This is a genomic window from Blastomonas sp. UPD001 (genome assembly GCF_003426715.1).
In the GTDB taxonomy this organism is placed as follows: Bacteria; Pseudomonadota; Alphaproteobacteria; order Sphingomonadales; family Sphingomonadaceae; genus Blastomonas.
In genome coordinates this window covers 2873448-2889979 of the sequence record NZ_QKVT01000001.1, presented here as the reverse complement: position 1 = coordinate 2889979, position 16532 = coordinate 2873448, and the positions used below count along the sequence as shown (strand labels likewise).

9 protein-coding genes and 2 pseudogenes are annotated in these 16532 nt (G+C 68.0%); 1 reads left to right on the top strand and 10 read right to left on the bottom strand.

Annotated elements, in window-relative coordinates:
- Positions 1-6: 6 nt before the first annotated feature.
- The 3 genes and pseudogenes from DM995_RS14670 to DM995_RS22920 form a co-directional block, all read right to left on the bottom strand.
- Entirely contained in the window at positions 7-1188 is a 1182-nt protein-coding gene (locus tag DM995_RS14670) for an MFS transporter (RefSeq protein WP_232824415.1), read from the bottom strand.
- A gap of 126 nt (positions 1189-1314) precedes the next feature.
- The gene (locus DM995_RS14665; protein ID WP_116969891.1) at positions 1315-3939 is read right to left on the bottom strand and encodes a TonB-dependent receptor; all 2625 of its coding nucleotides are present in this window, start codon (positions 3937-3939) and stop codon (positions 1315-1317) included.
- 22 nt (positions 3940-3961) lie between these two features.
- Positions 3962-6488 (bottom strand): annotated as a pseudogene (locus DM995_RS22920) (glycoside hydrolase family 3 protein).
- Positions 6489-6596: 108 nt separating this feature from the next.
- On the opposite strand from DM995_RS22920, the gene DM995_RS14655 reads away from it, so the two are divergent.
- The gene (locus DM995_RS14655) at positions 6597-7676 is read left to right on the top strand and encodes a LacI family DNA-binding transcriptional regulator (RefSeq protein WP_353653377.1); all 1080 of its coding nucleotides are present in this window, start codon (positions 6597-6599) and stop codon (positions 7674-7676) included.
- Positions 7677-7684: 8 nt separating this feature from the next.
- Here DM995_RS14655 and DM995_RS14650 read toward each other — a convergent pair whose 3' ends face one another.
- The 7 genes and pseudogenes from DM995_RS14650 to DM995_RS14620 form a co-directional block, all read right to left on the bottom strand.
- A complete protein-coding gene (locus DM995_RS14650) occupies positions 7685-8884 on the bottom strand; it encodes a glycoside hydrolase family 6 protein (protein ID WP_116970492.1) in 1200 nt (399 codons plus the stop codon).
- Between the two features lie 97 nt (positions 8885-8981).
- Complete coding sequence (locus DM995_RS14645) at positions 8982-9941, bottom strand: DMT family transporter (protein ID WP_116969889.1); 960 nt, start codon at positions 9939-9941, stop codon at positions 8982-8984.
- Positions 9941-10957 (bottom strand): threonine aldolase family protein, encoded by a 1017-nt coding sequence (locus tag DM995_RS14640; RefSeq protein ID WP_116969888.1) that lies wholly within the window; start codon positions 10955-10957, stop codon positions 9941-9943. The genes DM995_RS14645 and DM995_RS14640 overlap by 1 nt, the downstream gene beginning before the upstream one ends.
- A gap of 48 nt (positions 10958-11005) precedes the next feature.
- Entirely contained in the window at positions 11006-11722 is a 717-nt protein-coding gene (locus DM995_RS14635) for a ShlB/FhaC/HecB family hemolysin secretion/activation protein (RefSeq protein ID WP_157973227.1), read from the bottom strand.
- A 214-nt stretch (positions 11723-11936) separates the two neighbouring features.
- Positions 11937-12377: pseudogene (locus DM995_RS22915) on the bottom strand (hypothetical protein); the annotation flags it as partial.
- Positions 12269-14971, bottom strand: a complete 2703-nt coding sequence (locus DM995_RS14625) for a two-partner secretion domain-containing protein (protein ID WP_232824413.1) — start codon at positions 14969-14971, stop codon at positions 12269-12271. The pseudogene DM995_RS22915 and the gene DM995_RS14625, both read right to left, overlap by 109 nt.
- 41 nt (positions 14972-15012) lie before the next feature.
- Positions 15013-16532 (bottom strand): CHAT domain-containing protein (locus DM995_RS14620; RefSeq protein WP_232824412.1); only part of this gene is annotated, 1520 nt, incomplete at its 5' end.

Here is a 16532-nt window from a genome sequence, read left to right as displayed (position 1 = left end):
GCGACATCATGCGTCGTGCGGCAGACTGATCAGCAGGAGCGCCGCCGCCAGCGCCAGCAGCGCGAGCACGAGGAACAGGCTGGCATAGCCGAAATCGGGCACCATCGAGATCGCGATCCACGGCATGATCAGCGAAGGGGCGGTATTGGTGAGGTTGAACAGCCCGATGCCGAGGCCGCGCGAGCCGGGATCGGGCAGGATGCGCAGCGTCTGGCTGGCATGCAGCGCCAGGAAGGCGGCATTGGCGGTGGCGAACAGGATATAGGCAAGCTGGGCCGTGCCGGTCGTTCCGGCCAGCGCCATGGCGAGCAGGCTGGCCGCTGCGACCAGCGCGGTCAGCGCCAGCGCGTGGAACGGGCGGCCGTGACGGTCGCTCCACCGCCCCAGCAGCAGCGCTGCGCCCACCGATAGCGCGAGCCCCGCAGCATAGAGCAGCATCTTGGCGCTATCGTCCATCGCCGGATCGAGGCTGCGCAGCCAGAAATAGAGATAGGCGGCCAGCGCCGCGCCCGACAGCTGCATCAGCAGCCGCGCCAGCCAGACGCGCTGCAGGACCGAGGCGGGACGGACGGTCGCGGCAGGCCGGGAGGTTTGCCTTACCCGTTCCGGAAAGGGCGTCGATCGCACGAACAGCAGCAAGGGCAGCACCAGCGCCAGCGTCATTGCCGCAATGGTCGCGGTGCGCGCGGTCAGTCCCCCGGAAAGGGTTTCGGGCAGCAGCATCGCCGAAAGCGCGCCCAGCGGCGGCGCGAGCGACAGCAGACCGCCGAGCAGGCCCTTGCGGTCATCGGGCACCACATCCCCCGCCCAGGCGATCAGCGGCGTGAGCATCAGGTTGAGCGCCATCTGCCATGCGACGACCAGCCAGAGCAGGGCCTGCGCCGTCGCCGCCCGCGCGATGGCGAGTTGGAGCAGCACCGTGGCCGCCAATCCCAGCGCAATCCAGACGCGGCGGCGGCGCGTCGCATCGCTCAGCCAGCCCGACGCCACGCCCGCAAGGCTCGCCGCCAGCGCGCCCGCAAACACGATATAGCCCAGCCAGCGCACGTCGTCGCTGCCGGCAAGCTCGGTCACCCGGGCGGGCAGGACCAGCATCAGGAACGGCGTATAGGCGATGACGCCCCCGGCATAGGCGAGCGCGTAGAGCGGCAGGAAGGCCGGCGAAAGCCGCGCGGAGGGCCCGGTCACAATCTCAGCCGCCCGCCGCTCATACCGTACGAATGCTACCTCTGCCGTCATCAGCCCTGCATCAGGCCCACCGTCCCGGACCGTCCGCCCCCTGGGGCGGGCGATCCGGGCTTTGGCCCCCTTATGCTAGAAGTCGACGCGAACGCGAAGACCGTAACTGCGCGCGTCGTTGAGGAAGCGAATGTTGAGCGACGAGCCGACCAGCGCCTTTTGCGACACCTCCTCGTTGAGGAAGTTGCTGGCCCAGGCCTCGATCCGGAAATTGTCGATCGTATAGCCCATGCCGAGGTTGAGCGTCGAGAAACCCTTCTGACGATCGGGGAATCCCGCCGCCAGCGATGTCTGCCGCGTGCCGTCGAGGAAGACGATGTCGTCCTCGTTGAACTGGCTGAGGAAATAGGACGAGCGATAGTTGAGCAAAGCCTGCCAGTCGAACCGGCCCGGCCCCGCCTGGAAGGATTGCGACAGGCGCGCGCTGATATTGATCTTCGACGCCAGGGGCAGGCGGTTGCCGACCAGGCTGATCAGCGGCGAATTGCCGCCCGCGCCGAAATCCTGCGCGCGCGCATCGGCGACGGTGCCGCGCGTGATCTTGGTATCGAGGAACGCCGCGTTCAGATCGACCGCGAAATTGCCCGGCAGCTTGAAGCGCAATTCGGCCTCGGCCCCGTAGATCCGCGACGCGCCGATATTGCGGTTGACCAGTGAATAGCCATTGCACACCGGCGGCGCCTGGGTGGTGTCGAGGTTGATGCAGGTCAGGTCCTGGAAGACCTGGTTATTGTAGTCGTAATAGAAGCCGGTGAGGTTGAACACCGCCGGGCGGTTGAACAGGTCGAACGCGTTGCGGCTGCCGACCTCGTAGACCAGCAGATCCTCGGGACGGAACTCCTCCGGGATCGGCGAGCCGTTGAAGCTGTCGTTGAAACCACCCGACTTGTGCCCCGTCGAGACCTTGGCATAGAGCATGTGGTCGTCGTCGATGTCGAACTCCACACCCACGCGCCAGTCGATGAAATCGAACTTGGCGCGGCCGATCTGCTGGCCGGGGATGGTGAGGTTCGCATAGCTGAAGCCGCCATTGGTACCCGACGGATTGACCGCGGGGCAGTTGACGAAGCCGTTGTCGATATCGGGCCTGTCGATACAGGTGCCATTGGGGTTGGTGCCGTTGGCGATCGATCCGATCTGCGCGATCAGCGTGTCGCGCAGACCCGGACGGGAAATGCCCTCGATCAGGAATTGCGCCTGGCCGCGCGGCGTGGTGATGTTCGACACGTCGAAATTGGGCCGGTCGAGCAGCGCCGGGCGGAAGCCCTCGGTGCCGACGCGCGTCGCGAAGCAGCAGTCGAAATTCTCGCCGCCCAGCGTCAGCGCCCAGTTGCCGCCGATGCCGAAGCGCGATTTCTTCTCCTCGGTATAGCGAATGCCCGCGATCAGCCGCAGCCGGTCGGCGACGTCATAGGTGCCGTCGGCATAGAAGGCGAAGCTTTCGCCGTTCACCTCGGGCATCACGAATTCGGTCGCCGAATAGCAGCAATAGCCCCGATCGGCGAGCGCGAGATAGCCGACCGCCTGGTCCTCGTTGAAATAGAAGCCGCCCAGGTTCCAGCGGAACGGCTGGTCCTCGTTGGCGAAGATGCGCGCCTCATAGACCTGGCTCTTCGACTTGGTCTGCCAGAAATTGCCCGAGAAATTGTCGTACTGCACCGCAGACAGGTCGCGGCCCGGGAAGTCGATTCCGTCGCTCGACGCGTTGACCTGGTAGAAATCGACCGAACGGTAGCTGCCGGTCAGCTCCGCGCCGAACGTGCCGAAATCATAGGCGATCTTGCCCTGCACGCCCCAGAGCTCGTTGGTCATGTCGCCCTGCAGCCCGCGATAGACGACGTCCTTGAGGTTGAGCTTGTCGGGCCTGAGACCGGTGGCGACGACCGCGCTGAAGATGTTCGCGCCAGGATAGCCGGTGCCTGTTTCCTTGCCGTAATCGCCGACGATCGAGACACTCAGCCGGTCGCTCGGCTCCCAGAGGAACGAGAGGCGTCCGGCGTAATTCTCTTCGAGGCCTGCGGGCTTGAGCGTGTTCGCCGGCGCGCCGGTCGAGACATTGTTGAAGCCGTAATCGCGATTGATGTAATAGGCCGCAGCCCTGAGCGCCGCGGTGCTGCCCAGCGGCACGTTGATCGCGCCTTCGGCGGCATAGGACGAGCGGTTGGACACCTCCGCCTGGGCATAACCGCCGAACTGGCCGAGCTTCGGCTTGGCGGTGATGATGTTGAGCGTGCCCGCGAGCGCGTTGCGGCCATAGAGCGTGCCCTGCGGTCCCTTGTTCACCTCGACGCGTTCGAGGTCATAGAACATCAGCCCCAGGCCGCGGGGACGCGGGATATAGGTGCCGTTGAGATGCGGGGCCGCGCCCGGATCGCCAAGCTCGGTATTGTTGGCCGAGCCGACGCCGCGGATGAAGATTTCGACATTGCCTTCCTGGTTGGCGATGCTGAGCCCCGGCACCGCAAGCTGCAGCTGGCGCAGCTCGACAATGCCGTCCTGGCGCAGCTGCTCTGCTCCCAGCGACTGGACGACGCCCGAGACGTCCTGCGAATTCTCCTCGCGCCGGTTGGCGGTGACGATGATCTCGTCGCTTTCGCCCTCCGCGCCGTCGGCGGGGCGCTCCTGCGCATGAGCGGGCATCGCCGCCGTGGCCGACAGCAGCGCCAGCAGCGCGGCGCGGGTGAAACTGGTCCTGTTCATGACTTCCTCCCTAATCCTGTTCTTATTTGCATTGAATGACGGGTCCGGTCGGCGAGACGATCCGGGCCGAGGACATGACGATTTCGAGCTTGCCCGAGGTCGCGAGGCTGAGCGGCGTGTCGACCCGGGTCATGTCGACCCCGGCCTTGGCAAAGCAGCTCAGCGGCACCGCGATGCGGGTCCATTTGCCGGTCTTCGCGGCGGCAGTGAGCATGGGGGCGAGCGGGAAGCCGCCAGCACACTGCGCGCCGCACCCCATGACCAGGCTGACATCAGCCGTGGGCGGGGTATCGACCCTGAGTTCGATTTCGAGCGCGAGCTCGCCATTGGCCTGGCGCGACAGGTCCTCCGCCTCACCCATCACGATCGCGGCAACCGCCGGTCCTGCGCCGGTCCAGCGCAGCCGCACCGAGTCCTCCTGCGCGATGCGGTCTGCCGCCCGCGCCTCGATCAGGTCGGGGCCGGGATTGGTCGAGAGCGCACCTGGCGGCCCGATCAGCAGCCTGCGCCCCGCGCCCGGCTTGCCCGCAGCAAACAGCACGCCGGGGTCGGCCGCGGCGACGCTCGCGCGCGCCTCGGGCAGCGGCGCAAGATCGCCCTTGTCGGCGAGCGTCAGGCCGAAGCCGTAAGGAAAGAGCGGATCGTAATCGGCATCGCCGATATTGACCGCGGTCTGGTCGCTCGCTTTCGGCCAGCTATAGGGCAGCTTGCCGCGGAAATCGGCCTTGCCCAGCAGCATGTCCGCCACGCCGCCGCCTTCCGATCCCGGCAGCCAGGCCGCGACGAACGCATCCGAGGCATTGAGGAACGGGTTGACCCACATCGCGCGGCCCGAAAGAAAGACCGACACGGTGGGAATGCCCGCCGCCTTGAGCTTGCGCAGCAGGGCGAGCGCCTTGGCATCGTCATAGCCGACATCCGGCCTGTCGCCCTGGAACTCGGCATAGGGCTCCTCGCCGAACACCACGATCGCCACATCGGGCTTGCTCGCAAAGCTGCCATCGGGCGAGAGCATCGCGGTGCCGCCGGCCGCCCCGACCTGTTCGGATATGCCCTCCCAGATCGATTGCGCGTTGGGGAAATCGCTGCGCTTGGTGCCCGTGCCCTGCCAGCTCAGCGTCCAGCCGCCGGTCTGCTTGGTGAGGTTGTCGGCGCCGTCGCCCGCGACCAGGATCCTCGCGCCGGGCTTGAGCGGCAGGACGCTGCCGGCATTCTTGAGCAGCACCAGCGATTCACGCACCGCCTGCCGCGCCAGCGCGCGATGTTCGGCGCTGCCGAGCAGCGTCGGATGTGTTTAAGAGACAGGCCGAAGGCTTGCCCGCCTCGAACAGGCCGGCGCGCAGCTTGACGCGCAAGATGCGGCGCACCGCATCGTCGAGCCGCGCCATCGGCAGCGTCCCGTCCTTCGCGTGCGCCAATGTGGTCCGGTAGAGTTCCTTCCAGCTGTCGGGCGCCATGTACATGTCGAGCCCCGCCACGGCAGACGCGGCACAGTCGGTCGCGGTGCAGCCCTCGACCTGGCCATGGCCGTTCCAGTCGCCGACCAGAAAGCCGTCGAAATTCCAGCGTTGCTTGACCACATCGGTCAGCAGCGAGCGGTTGCCGTGCATCTTCACGCCATTCCAGCTCGAGAAGCTGACCATGACCGATTGCACCCCGGCGTCGAGCGCGGGGAGATAGGGCGGGCTGAACAGATCGCGCAGGGGTGCCTCGGCCATCCGGGCATCGCCCTGGTCCTTGCCGGCATGCGTGCCGCCATCGCCCAGGAAATGCTTGGCGGTGGCGATGATATGCGGCCCGCGCAGCCAGTCGCTATCGCCGACCTTGCCCTGCAGCCCCTCGATCAGCGGCGCGGCATAGCTGGTGGCGATCTCGGGGCTTTCGCCAAAGCCCTCATAGGTGCGGCCCCAGCGATCGTCGCGCACCACCGCCAGTGTCGGCGCGAACGTCCAGTCGAGCCCGGTAACGCGCATCTCGATCGCGGTCGCCTCGCCGATTTTGCGGACGAGCTCGGGGTTCCGCGCGGCCCCCAGGCCGATATTGTGCGGAAACAACGTCGCGCCCACGACATTGTTGTGCCCGTGCACCGCGTCGCTGCCCCAGATGATCGGGATGCGCGGCAGCTTGCCATTGGGCTTCATCGACGCGGCGTAGAAGGCATCAGCAGCGGCGAGCCAGTCCTTCGCGGGCGCATTGTAGCGGTTGCCGGGGTCCGAATTGCCGCCGTTGAGCACCGAACCCAGATGATAGCGGTACACATCGTCGGGCGTGACGCTGGCGATATCGGCCTGGATGATCTGGCCGACCTTCTGCTCGACCGACATCGCCGCGATCAGCGCATCGATCCGGCGTTCGATCGCGGCATCGGGGGCCAGCTTCGATTCGCGCTGCGGCCAGAGCTCGGCATTCGCTTCGGCGCTGGCCGTGGCGGCCGCGGCGGATCCGTCGGTTGCGGCGGAAAGCGGCGCGATCCCGAGCGCCAGGGGCCAGGCGAGCGCCGCAAGCGACACCGCACGCAACACGGAAACAGCCCCACGCGGCACGATCATCATCCCTCCCATCCTGTCGGCGACTGGTCCGCCTGACAACGTTTACCGATTCTCGGTCAACGTTTACCGCTATCCATCGACACAAGTCAAGAGAGGCGCTAAGAGAAGCTGGGTCGCAGCGGTTCCCCCAGTTCCGGGGGGCCATCCAACCGCCTGGAGGGGACGATTTCAAAGCGAACCACGATCGTCGACATCGCAAGGGTAGCCGGGGTCACGCCCAAGACCGTCTCGCGTGCGCTCAACGATGCTCCCCATGTCAGCGCCGCCGTGCGCCAGAAGGTGAAGGAGGCCGCCGAAGCGCTCGATTATCACCCCAATCTGGCGGCGCAGAGCCTGATCGCGCGCCGCTCGTTCCTGATCGGGCTGACCTATGAGCGGCCCAGCCCCAGCTATGTCGTCGAGCTGCAGAACGGGGCGCTCAGCCGGCTCGACGATGGCCGCTACCGGCTGGTGGTGCTGCCCTTCGCGCATGTCGCCAGTCGCCCGGAGGAACTGGGCAAGCTGCTGCTGCGCGCCGGGCTCGACGGGGTTCTGCTCGCGCCGCCCGCCAGCGACCAGCCGCTGCTGCTCGACATGCTCGAGCGCCAGCGGCTGCCCTATGCGCGGATCACCCCGCACAGCGATCTCGATCGCGGGCTGGTGGTGGCGATGGACGAGAGCGCGGCGGGCCATGCGGTGGCGCAGCATCTGCTCGCGCTCGGGCATCGCCGGATCGGCATCATCCTGGGCGATCCCTCGCACGCCGCGAGTATCGGCCGTCTCGAAGGCTATCGCCGCGCTTTTGCCGAGGCGGGCGGCGCGATCGACGACGATCTGATCGTCACCGGCGATTTCACCTATGCCGTGGGCTATGAGGTGGCGCGCACGCTGCTGGCCGGCGCGAAACGCCCGACTGCGGTCCTGGCGCAGAATGACGACATGGCGGTTGCGGCGATCGCGGCGGCGAGGGAAATGGGCCTGTCGGTGCCGCACGACCTGTCGGTCGCAGGCTTCGACAATTCCGAAGTATCGCGCACCGCGTGGCCGCCGCTGACCACGGTCAACCAGCCGGTCGCGCAAATGGCCTGGGATGCCGCCGACCGGCTGATCGCCATGCTCGACGGCAAGGCGGTGTCCGAGCTGCCGCAGCGCCGCGACCATGCACACGAGCTGCTCGTGCGCGCTTCCACCGCCGCCCCGGCCGCCTGACCGATCCGCTATTCGCGCTCCAGGGGCGGCTGGGCGAGCTCGATCAGCTCGCGCGCCTGGTCTGCGAACCACTGGCCTGCTGCCGGGGCCTTCACCCCGCGCTCGGGATCCATGGGGCCGGCGGTGCCGCGCAGGCACTCGCCGTCCGATTCGCCGGGTACCTTGATCCACAGAAAGCCATCGACATAGGCTTCGCGGGTGATCAGCGTGGGGCGACGTCCCAGCCCCCGGCCAGGCGGATTGCACCAGACCTCCGCATCGCGATAGCGGCCGGCGGGCGGCTTCCACGAGCCCTGGCCGTTGCGGCTGGTATCGATCAGCGCATGTGCCTGCGCCTCGGGTGCGCGCTTCAGGCCGGCTTCCGCAAACAGCCGGTCATAGGCCGCGTCGATCCGTTGCCGGTTGCGGGGGGCCTCGAACGGATCGGCGGAGAACTGGCTGGGGCATGCCTGCGGGTCGAGACCGGTCCGGCTCACCAGCGCGATGCAATCGCTGACCCAGCGCGCATAGGGCACGACGCGCGCATCGCTCTCGAAATTCGAGACGTTGAGGAAGAATCCCGCGCCCTTGCCGACATCGGCGCGGACCAGGCGGCTCGCGATCTCGCCGGGCGCGAGCCAGCTGCTGCCGGTGCCGTCGAGGTAGACGCGCGCCCTGGGCAGCGCGCCCAGGATCGCAACCGCGCCGCGCAGTTGCTCGTAACGACGCGCCGCCGCCGCCTCGTCCTGTCCTTCGGGACGGCAACCTTCGAGATCGCCCGCCAGATTGCGGTTCCAGGGGATCACGCCCAGGCCATCGGGTTCGAGCACGATGATCGCGGGGCGGTTCCCCACCCCTCGCGCCACGCCGGCGATCCAGGCGAGATAGGCCGCGCCATCCGCCGCGCCGCCCGCCGAATAGAGCGCGCAATCGCGATAGGGGATGTTGTACGCGACCAGCACCGGCATCTGCCCCTTCGCCGCCGCACGCTCGGTGACGTCGCGCGCTTGCGCCTCGACGATCTCGGGCGTGCCATGAGCGAGCCAGGTGGCGGACGGAATGCGCGCGAGGCGCAGCGCATCAGCGCGCGCCGCGCCCTCGAGCTTTCCGGCAGCCTGGACCGTTGTGCTCCGGTCATCGACAAACAGCCTCGTCGGCGCATCGCTGGCCTGGACGGCGGCGACAGGCGCCACGCACGCCAGCGCAAAAGCGAGCCATTTCAATCGCATCACCGCTCCCGAATATCTGTTCTCGCGCGCGAGGATCGCGGCATCACCGTGGCAAATCAACCGGTGCGGGACAAAAACCGCCTCCACTTCGGAGCGATCAGCCCGAAAGCCGCGGAGTCCGGGGGCTGCGCGCGCGCATCGCGATGACCAGCCCGATCATGCCGAGCGCCGCACCCGCGCCTGCGAGCAGGCTCCAGCGATATCCCTCGAACAAGGTCGACAGCACCATCGCCACCACCGGCACGAGCACGCTACTATAGGCGGCGCGCGCCGCGCCGATATCGCGGATCAGCGCGAAATACATCGGGAAGGTCACCACCGAGCCCATCAGCCCGAGATACACGATCCCGGCCAGATAGGCCGGGCGGCTTTCGAACACCGGCGCGCCGTAAAGCGCCCAGCCGAGCACCGCATTGCCCAGCGCGCCCCACAGCATCGCCCAGGCGAGCAGCGACAGGATCGGCATCGCCTTCACCCGCTCGGCCGATTGCATGACATTGGCGATCGAGGCGCACAGGATTGCGCACATCGCCAGGCTGAGCCCCTTGATCACGTCGTTCAGATCGGCGGGCATCGCGCGATATTCCTGCACGAACAGCAGCGCGATTCCGGCCAGCGCGACGGCGGTGCCCAGGATAAACCCACCCGCGATCCGCATGCCCAGAAACAGGCGCGAAAACAGCGCATTGGGCACCATCAGCATCGCGAACAGCACCGCGAGCAGGCCCGAGGTGATGTACGCCTCCGACCGGTAGACGAAGTTGAAATTGGCCGAGAACTGGAACAGCCCGAGCGCCAGCGCGATCATCTGCTGCTGGCGATCGAGCCGGAGCGGCGCCTTGCGCCACCAGGCGAGCGCGAACATGCCCGCAGCGGCCACGGCAAAGCGATAGCTGACCGACCAGGTCGGCGGAACGCTCGAAATCTGGTCCTTGATCACCAGCCAGGTCGAGCCCCAGATCAGCGAGACGAGCAGGAACGGCACCAGCACCCGCGCCGACAGCATCGAGGGTTCGTCATGCGCGTCCGACGCAGGAGAAGGCGCGGTGCTCGCCATCAGAGCGCGGCGATGGCGGCGGCGAGCGGGGCGACGGTCTCGGCGTCCTGATCCCAGGCGGTGACGAAGCGCGCCTCGCCGCCTTCGGCGGTCATCTCGCCCCAGTCGTAGAATTCGAAGCCCTGCGCGCGCAGCGATGCCGCCTCGATCGCAGTGAGCTTGACGAAGACCTCGTTCGCCTGAACCGGATAGAGCAGCCGGTCGCCCGCCGCCTCGGCGATCGCCTGCGCGCCCGCGTTGGCGGCGCGGGCATTGGAGAGCCACAGGTCGTCCTCGAGCATCGCCAGCAGCTGGGCAGCAAGGAACCGCCCCTTGGATTGAAGCTGCCCGGCGCGCTTGCGCAAATAAGGCAGTTCGCGCGCGAGGCAATTGTCGAACACGATGATCGCCTCGGCGTTCATGCCGCCGTTCTTGACGCAGCCGAAGCTCAGCATGTCGACGCCTGCGCGCCAGGTGATATCGGCCGGGTGCGCGCCGGTCGAAGCGATGGCATTGGCGAAGCGCGCGCCGTCCATGTGCAGCTTGAGCCCGCGCGCCTTGCAGACCTCACCGATCGCGGCGACCTCTTTCGGCGTATAGGTCAGGCCGTATTCGCTGGCATTGGTGATCGAGACGGCGGCGGGCTGGACCTGGTGGACATCGTCGCGGATCTGCCCAGCGACGCGCGTCACCTCTTCCGCGCTCAGCTTCGCGCCTTCGCCATCGGCCAGGATCAGCTTCGCGCCGTGCATGAAGAAACCCGGCGCGCCGCATTCGTCCTGCTCGATATGCGCCATCTTGTGGCAGATCACGCCCTTGTGCGGCGGGCACAGGGCCGAGAGCGCGAGCGCATTGGCCGCGGTGCCGGTCGCCACCCACAGTGCCCTGACCCGCGTGCCGAACAGCTGGCTGAACCGGTCGTCGAGCGCCTGGCTGAGCGCATCGCCATCATAAGGCGAATCGAGCCGGTTGGCGGCGGCGATGGCGTCCATCACGCGCGGGTGGACGGCGGCGGCATTGTCGGAGAAGAACTTCATGGCCGCGTGTGGTAATGCCGCGCGGGCCAAGGTCAAGCGGCTGCACGGTCAGAACCGGTGGTTCCACGAAAGCGCGAACGAAAGCCCGTCATCCTGCACGTCGCGGCTGCCGGTGATCGGTGCTTCGACCAGCGCCGCGCCATAAGTGATCCGCGCCGACAATGAGGGCGAGGGCGTCCAGCTAAGCGATGCGCCGATGCTGGCAATCTCGCCCGGCTGAGGTTGGAAGCCGCGCGTCGCGTTGCGCATCACCGCGCCATCGGCGAAGACTGAGGGGGTAAAGTTGCCCCAGCGCAGCCCCAGGGCGCCAAGCGCACCCGATCCGATCGTCACCGGCCGGGCCAGTTCGACCGATCCGATCACGCCGCGATCGGCGAGCACCAGGCTTTCGCGATAGCCGCGCACGGTCGCGCTGCCACCCGCGACGAAACGCTCGCCCGCATAGAGCACCCCGGTGCCATATTGCCCTGCGAGCCTCGCGCGCAGCTCCCAGCCCTGGCCGCCCAGCCGCCGCGCATGGCTGATCTGGCCCGAAAAGCTGCGGAAACGCGGCGAAGGCGCGGCGATTCCGATGATGTCTGATCGGCTTCCCTCGATGCCTTGGGTGAAGCGCAACTGCGCGATCCACACTGTGCCCGAACTGCGCCGTGTCCATTCCGCGCTGAGCCGTAGCGCCGAATATTCTGCCAGGCCGCGCCGCGAGCCGCGCCTCGCCGGGGCGGGTGCCAGGTTGAAGATCGGCCTTGACCGTGGCGATGGCGTCATCGGCGGCCAGCGCACGGAAATCGCGCTCGATCGCGAGGCCGTTGAGCGGGATTGCGCGTGCCGAGGGCATGCGGCGCAGCACATAGGCCTCGCTCAGCCCGCGCCGATGCCCGTCCTGCCACTCGACCGTCGCCGCGTCGCCGGTCAGCCTGCCCGTCACCAGCCGCAGCACCAGCGGCGATCCGCCCGCCGGGTCGCTCGTCGGGTCGATCAGCACGCCCGAATTGACATAGCCGTTGCGGACATAGGCAAGGCTGATCTGCTGCACCGCCGCCGCGATCCGGTCGAGCGGCACCGGAGCGCCGACCAGCCCGTTGGCGATCGCCTGCTGCCGCACCCACTCGCCATCGAGCCGCTCGCCCTGGCGATAGCGGACGACAAAGCCGCCGAAATCGAGCCCGGTGCTGTCCGCCGTCGCAATGGCGGCGATGTCCGGCTCGGCGTGCACCTCGACCGCGCAATAGGTGACGATGCCGCTCGCCGCCGCATCGGGCGCGGGCGCGCAAGCGGGTGCTGCGCCCTGCAGCAGCAGCGCGAGGATCAGGCTCAACGGCAGGCTCCCGAAGGTGCCCCGTCCAGCGCATCGAGCGCGAGCGGGCCGACCTGATCGATGGCAAGGCGGCTCACCGACCCGCTGCTGCGCGCCGCGCGGCATTGCCCCGCGAGCACACCTGCGGCATCGCCAAAGCTGATATCGGGCGTATCGATGCCGCTGCTGACATTGCCGACCTGGCTGTCGACGACCAGATCGCCATCGACCAGCAGCAGGTTGCTGTTGTCGGCCGAGCGGATGAAGAAATCGGTGGCCAGCTGCACGTTCGCGCCGCGCTGCTGCCCCAAGGCCTCGATCCGCGCGCCGTCGCCAATCAGCGCATAGGGGCGGCTGATGGTGATGCGCCCGCCGGTACCGGGGCCCGAAGAGGTGGCGATAGCTGCGGGCATGGCACCGCCTGCGAGCCTGAGCAGCCCGGTTTCGGGCAGCAGCAGATCGATCTGCCCGGCAGCGCCGGTCAGCGAACTGGTGGTGATCGTGCCGCCCGGCCCCAATGCGATGCGCGGCGCGCCGATGACGATATTGCCCGCCGCGCCGCCACCTGCGGCCGTGTTGGTGCTGGCGATGCGGCTGCCCGCGCCAGTGATGAGCAGCTCTTCCTCTGCCGCCAGCGCGATGCCGCCTGCCGTCGTCGCGTTGGCCGAGCTGGTGGTCACCTCCGCGCCTTCGCTCAGCGCCATCTGCCGCGCGATCAGTGCCACCGTGCCCGCCTGACCCGGCGCGAGATTGCCCGCGCTGGAGCTGATCTGGCTGCCCTGCCCCATCACGATGCGGTCGGCGACCACGGTCACCTCACCCGCTGCACCAAAGCCCTCGGTCGCGGTGGAGATCGTCCCGCCGTTCATGGTCAGGGTACCGGTGGCCGCGATCAGGACCCTTCCCGCGCGGCCGGGGCCGGGCACGACTCTCAGGCTCGGCACCAGATCGGGATCGGCCTCGAAATCCTCGTTGCTGGGCGGCACCAGCAGCTTGCGCGCCGCAGAGCTGATTTCCGCCTCGCCCGACATCGCGATCCGCCCCGCCGAAATCACGATATCCCCGGCATTTCCGAGGCTCGAGCTCGAGGTGGTGATCGACGTGATCCCGTCCATCTCCAGACTGTCGGTCTGGATCAGGATCCGCCCGGCATTGCCGGTATAATCGGCGAGCCGCGTGAACTCCTGCGCGCGCGGCAGTTCGGTTTCGGACGAAATGCTGGGTCCGCCGAACCCGTTGTTGATCATCCGCAGACTGCCGGCACGGATCGCGATGGCGCCCGCATCGCCCAGGCCCTGACTGATCGACTGGACACCGCCGATACCGCTCAGTTCCAGCAGGCCGCTCACGATGATGTCGATCTGCCCGGCGGCGGTCGCGCTATCGGTGCTGGTCGAGATCAGGCCGATCTGGACCGCCATGCTGTTCGCGCGGATGGTGATGCTGCCCGGTCCGGACGCCGTGCTCGACGAGCTCGAGGCAAGGATCAGCCCCTGGCTCGCCATTTCGAGCCGGTCGACATCGATCAGTATATTGCCCGTGGTGCCCGTGGGCATCGCCTCGTCGCGCGCCTGGAACAGCGTGGTGGAAAGCAGCCCCGTATGGGTCAGCCGTAACAGCCCGCCGCGCACCTGGATATCGCCGACCGAGCGCCCGGGCGCGGACAGGCCGGTCGCGGTGACGGTGCCTCCGTCGATCTCGATCCGGTCGCCTTCGAGGAATATCGTGCCGCCGCCGCCTGCCAGCCGGCTCTCGGTGCGGATGGCACCCGCTTGCCGCACGACAATCTGACCGGCGCGCACGCGGATATCGCCGCTGCGCTCGGCCAGCCCCTCGATGCCGCTGACGCGCAATTCGCCGCTGGCAATATCGGCCAGATCGGCGCGCAGGTTGATCGATGGGAGCGCGCCCGCGCTGGCGGTCACACCGATCTCGCTGAAGGTATCGAGCTGGATCGTGCCTGCCACCAGATCGATGCGGCCATCGTCCTGCAGCAGGATGCGGCTGTCATCGAGCGCGATCCGCCCGCCGCGCAGTCCCTGATCGGGCGATGCGGCGATGCCGAGCGTGCCCCGACCCTGCCCGACCGCGCGCAAATTAGCCTGCGAGGCGAACAGGCTGCTGCCCTCCATCACGATGTCGCTTGCGGATAGCGCGATGCGCCCGGCACCGACTCCGCGCGCCACCTCATCGCCCAGAACCGCAGTCGCAAGAAAGTCTATCGGGGCGTTGCTGCCTAGAAAGCCGAAGCGCACAGGATCGGCCATGCTGAAGCTCGACCCCGATGCCGTACCCGAGACCAGCATCGTGCCATCGGCAAAGCCCAGCTGGTGCGCGGTCGAGAAATGCGCGGTGCCGCCGACATCGACGCTCGCGCCATCGCCGAAGACGATGCCCGCAGGATTGATGAAGTAGAAGTCCGCACCCGCAAACGCACTGGCATCGATCGTGCCCGCGATGAACGAGCGCTCGCCGCCGGTGACGCGATTGATCACGTTGCGGATGGTCAGCGCGTCGGTCGCGGTCCAGCGCGCGATGTCGCCGGGGCCCAGGTTGAAGCGCGAAAAGCTGTGGAACAGGTTGTCGCCCGCGCGCACCCCGCCGCCGATGGTAGTGACCGCGCCCTCGGTCGTGGCGGTCGTTCCCGTGCTGAGCTGAGGCAGGGTATCGGGCGTGATCGTGGTGGGCGGCGCGCCGGCATCCTGTGCGAACGCCGGCATGCTTGCCAGGGCCAGAGCGGCGCATCCGGACAGCAGACCTCTCATCGCCAGCTCCCCACCAACGTGAACGCGCTCCAGATCCCGGGATCGGTCCATTGCCCGTCGCCGCCGCGTGCCAGTTCGATCTGCGCCAGCTGCAACGCGCGCGCCCGGCCCTCCCCCGCGCGATAATACCGGTAGAACGCCTCCATCAGCGCCGCAGTGCCCGCATCGCTGACCTCCCAGAGCGAGGCGAGCGCGCTCGCCGCTCCCGCCTCGACCGCCGCGCCCGCGAGCCCCATCGCCTGATCGTCGTCGCCCACCGCGGTCTCGCACGCGCTGAGCACGAGCAATTGCAGCTGCTGGCCGCGCAACCGGTTCGTGCTCAGCATCGCGCGCAATTCGGGCAGGCTGATCGCCTCGCCATTGGCGACAATGAACGAGCGTTCGGTGCGCCCGTTGAACGCGGCATGCGTCGCCAAATGCAGCACGCTGGCGGGGCGCTTTGCCAGCGCCGCCGCCAGATCGCTGCGGTCGAAATCGGTGAGCAGCACGCCGTCCTGCCCCGCCGCCATCGCCGCTTCGGACGCTGTGCCCTCCAGCCGGGTGAAGCGTCCCACGGGCAGGTCGAGCTCCTTCTCCAGCGAAGCCGCGATGATCGCGGGCTCGGTATCGGGCGTGCCCGGCGCGGCAAAGCTGAGCGCGGGCACCACCGCGAGCCGCGCCTGCTCCATCAGATAAGTGCCCTGCGCATCCATCAGCGCAGCAAAGCTGATCTGGCGCAAGGGGCCGTCGGGCACGATGATCAGCATCGCGTCCGGCCCCAGCAGCGGCGCGATCGGTGCGATCAGCGCGTCGTGAAGTTCGCGCGAAGCTGCTTCCCAGTCGCTGCTCGCACCGCTCAGCGAGGCGGTCATGCGCTGTGCCAGCGCGGCGATGCTCGCGCGGCTGCGGCTGCGGTCGGGCGGCATGCGCCGATAGCCCTTGGTCTTGTCGTCGCCCGTCGCATAGAGCAGCTCGATCCGGTCCTCGAGCAGCAGCGGATAGAGCAAGACCTCGCCCGGCTTCAGGTCCGCCGGCGTGACCGGATTGCGCAGCGGTACGCATTCCGCACCCAGGCTGTTCTGCAGTTCGGCGCTGCGATAGGCCTCGGCGATGCGCTGCGCCTGATCGAGCGTGCCGGTATCGCTGCCCGCCACCGCGAGCATGGTACCGATCGCGCGTTCGAACACCGGGCGGACGAGCAGGTCGAACCGGCTTTCCTCGGTCAGCGGATCGACGGGCATGAGCACCGCGCGCACCCGTTCGAGCGCGCGATAGGCGGCGATGACATGCTCGCCCGCGCGCTCGGGCTCGGCATCGGCGAGCAGCAAGCCATATTGCGGCAGGTTCTGCGGCAAGGCCTTCTGGCTTTCGAGGAAGATCGCGCGGCGGATCGCGGCGCGGGCCGCTGCACGATTACCCTCGGCCAGCGCAATCCTGGCTTCGAGCGCGGCATGGCTAGCAACATCCCCTGCGCCCGTGCGTGCCAGATCGGCATAAAGATCCACCGCCGCGCGAACCATATCGGTTGTGAAAAAAA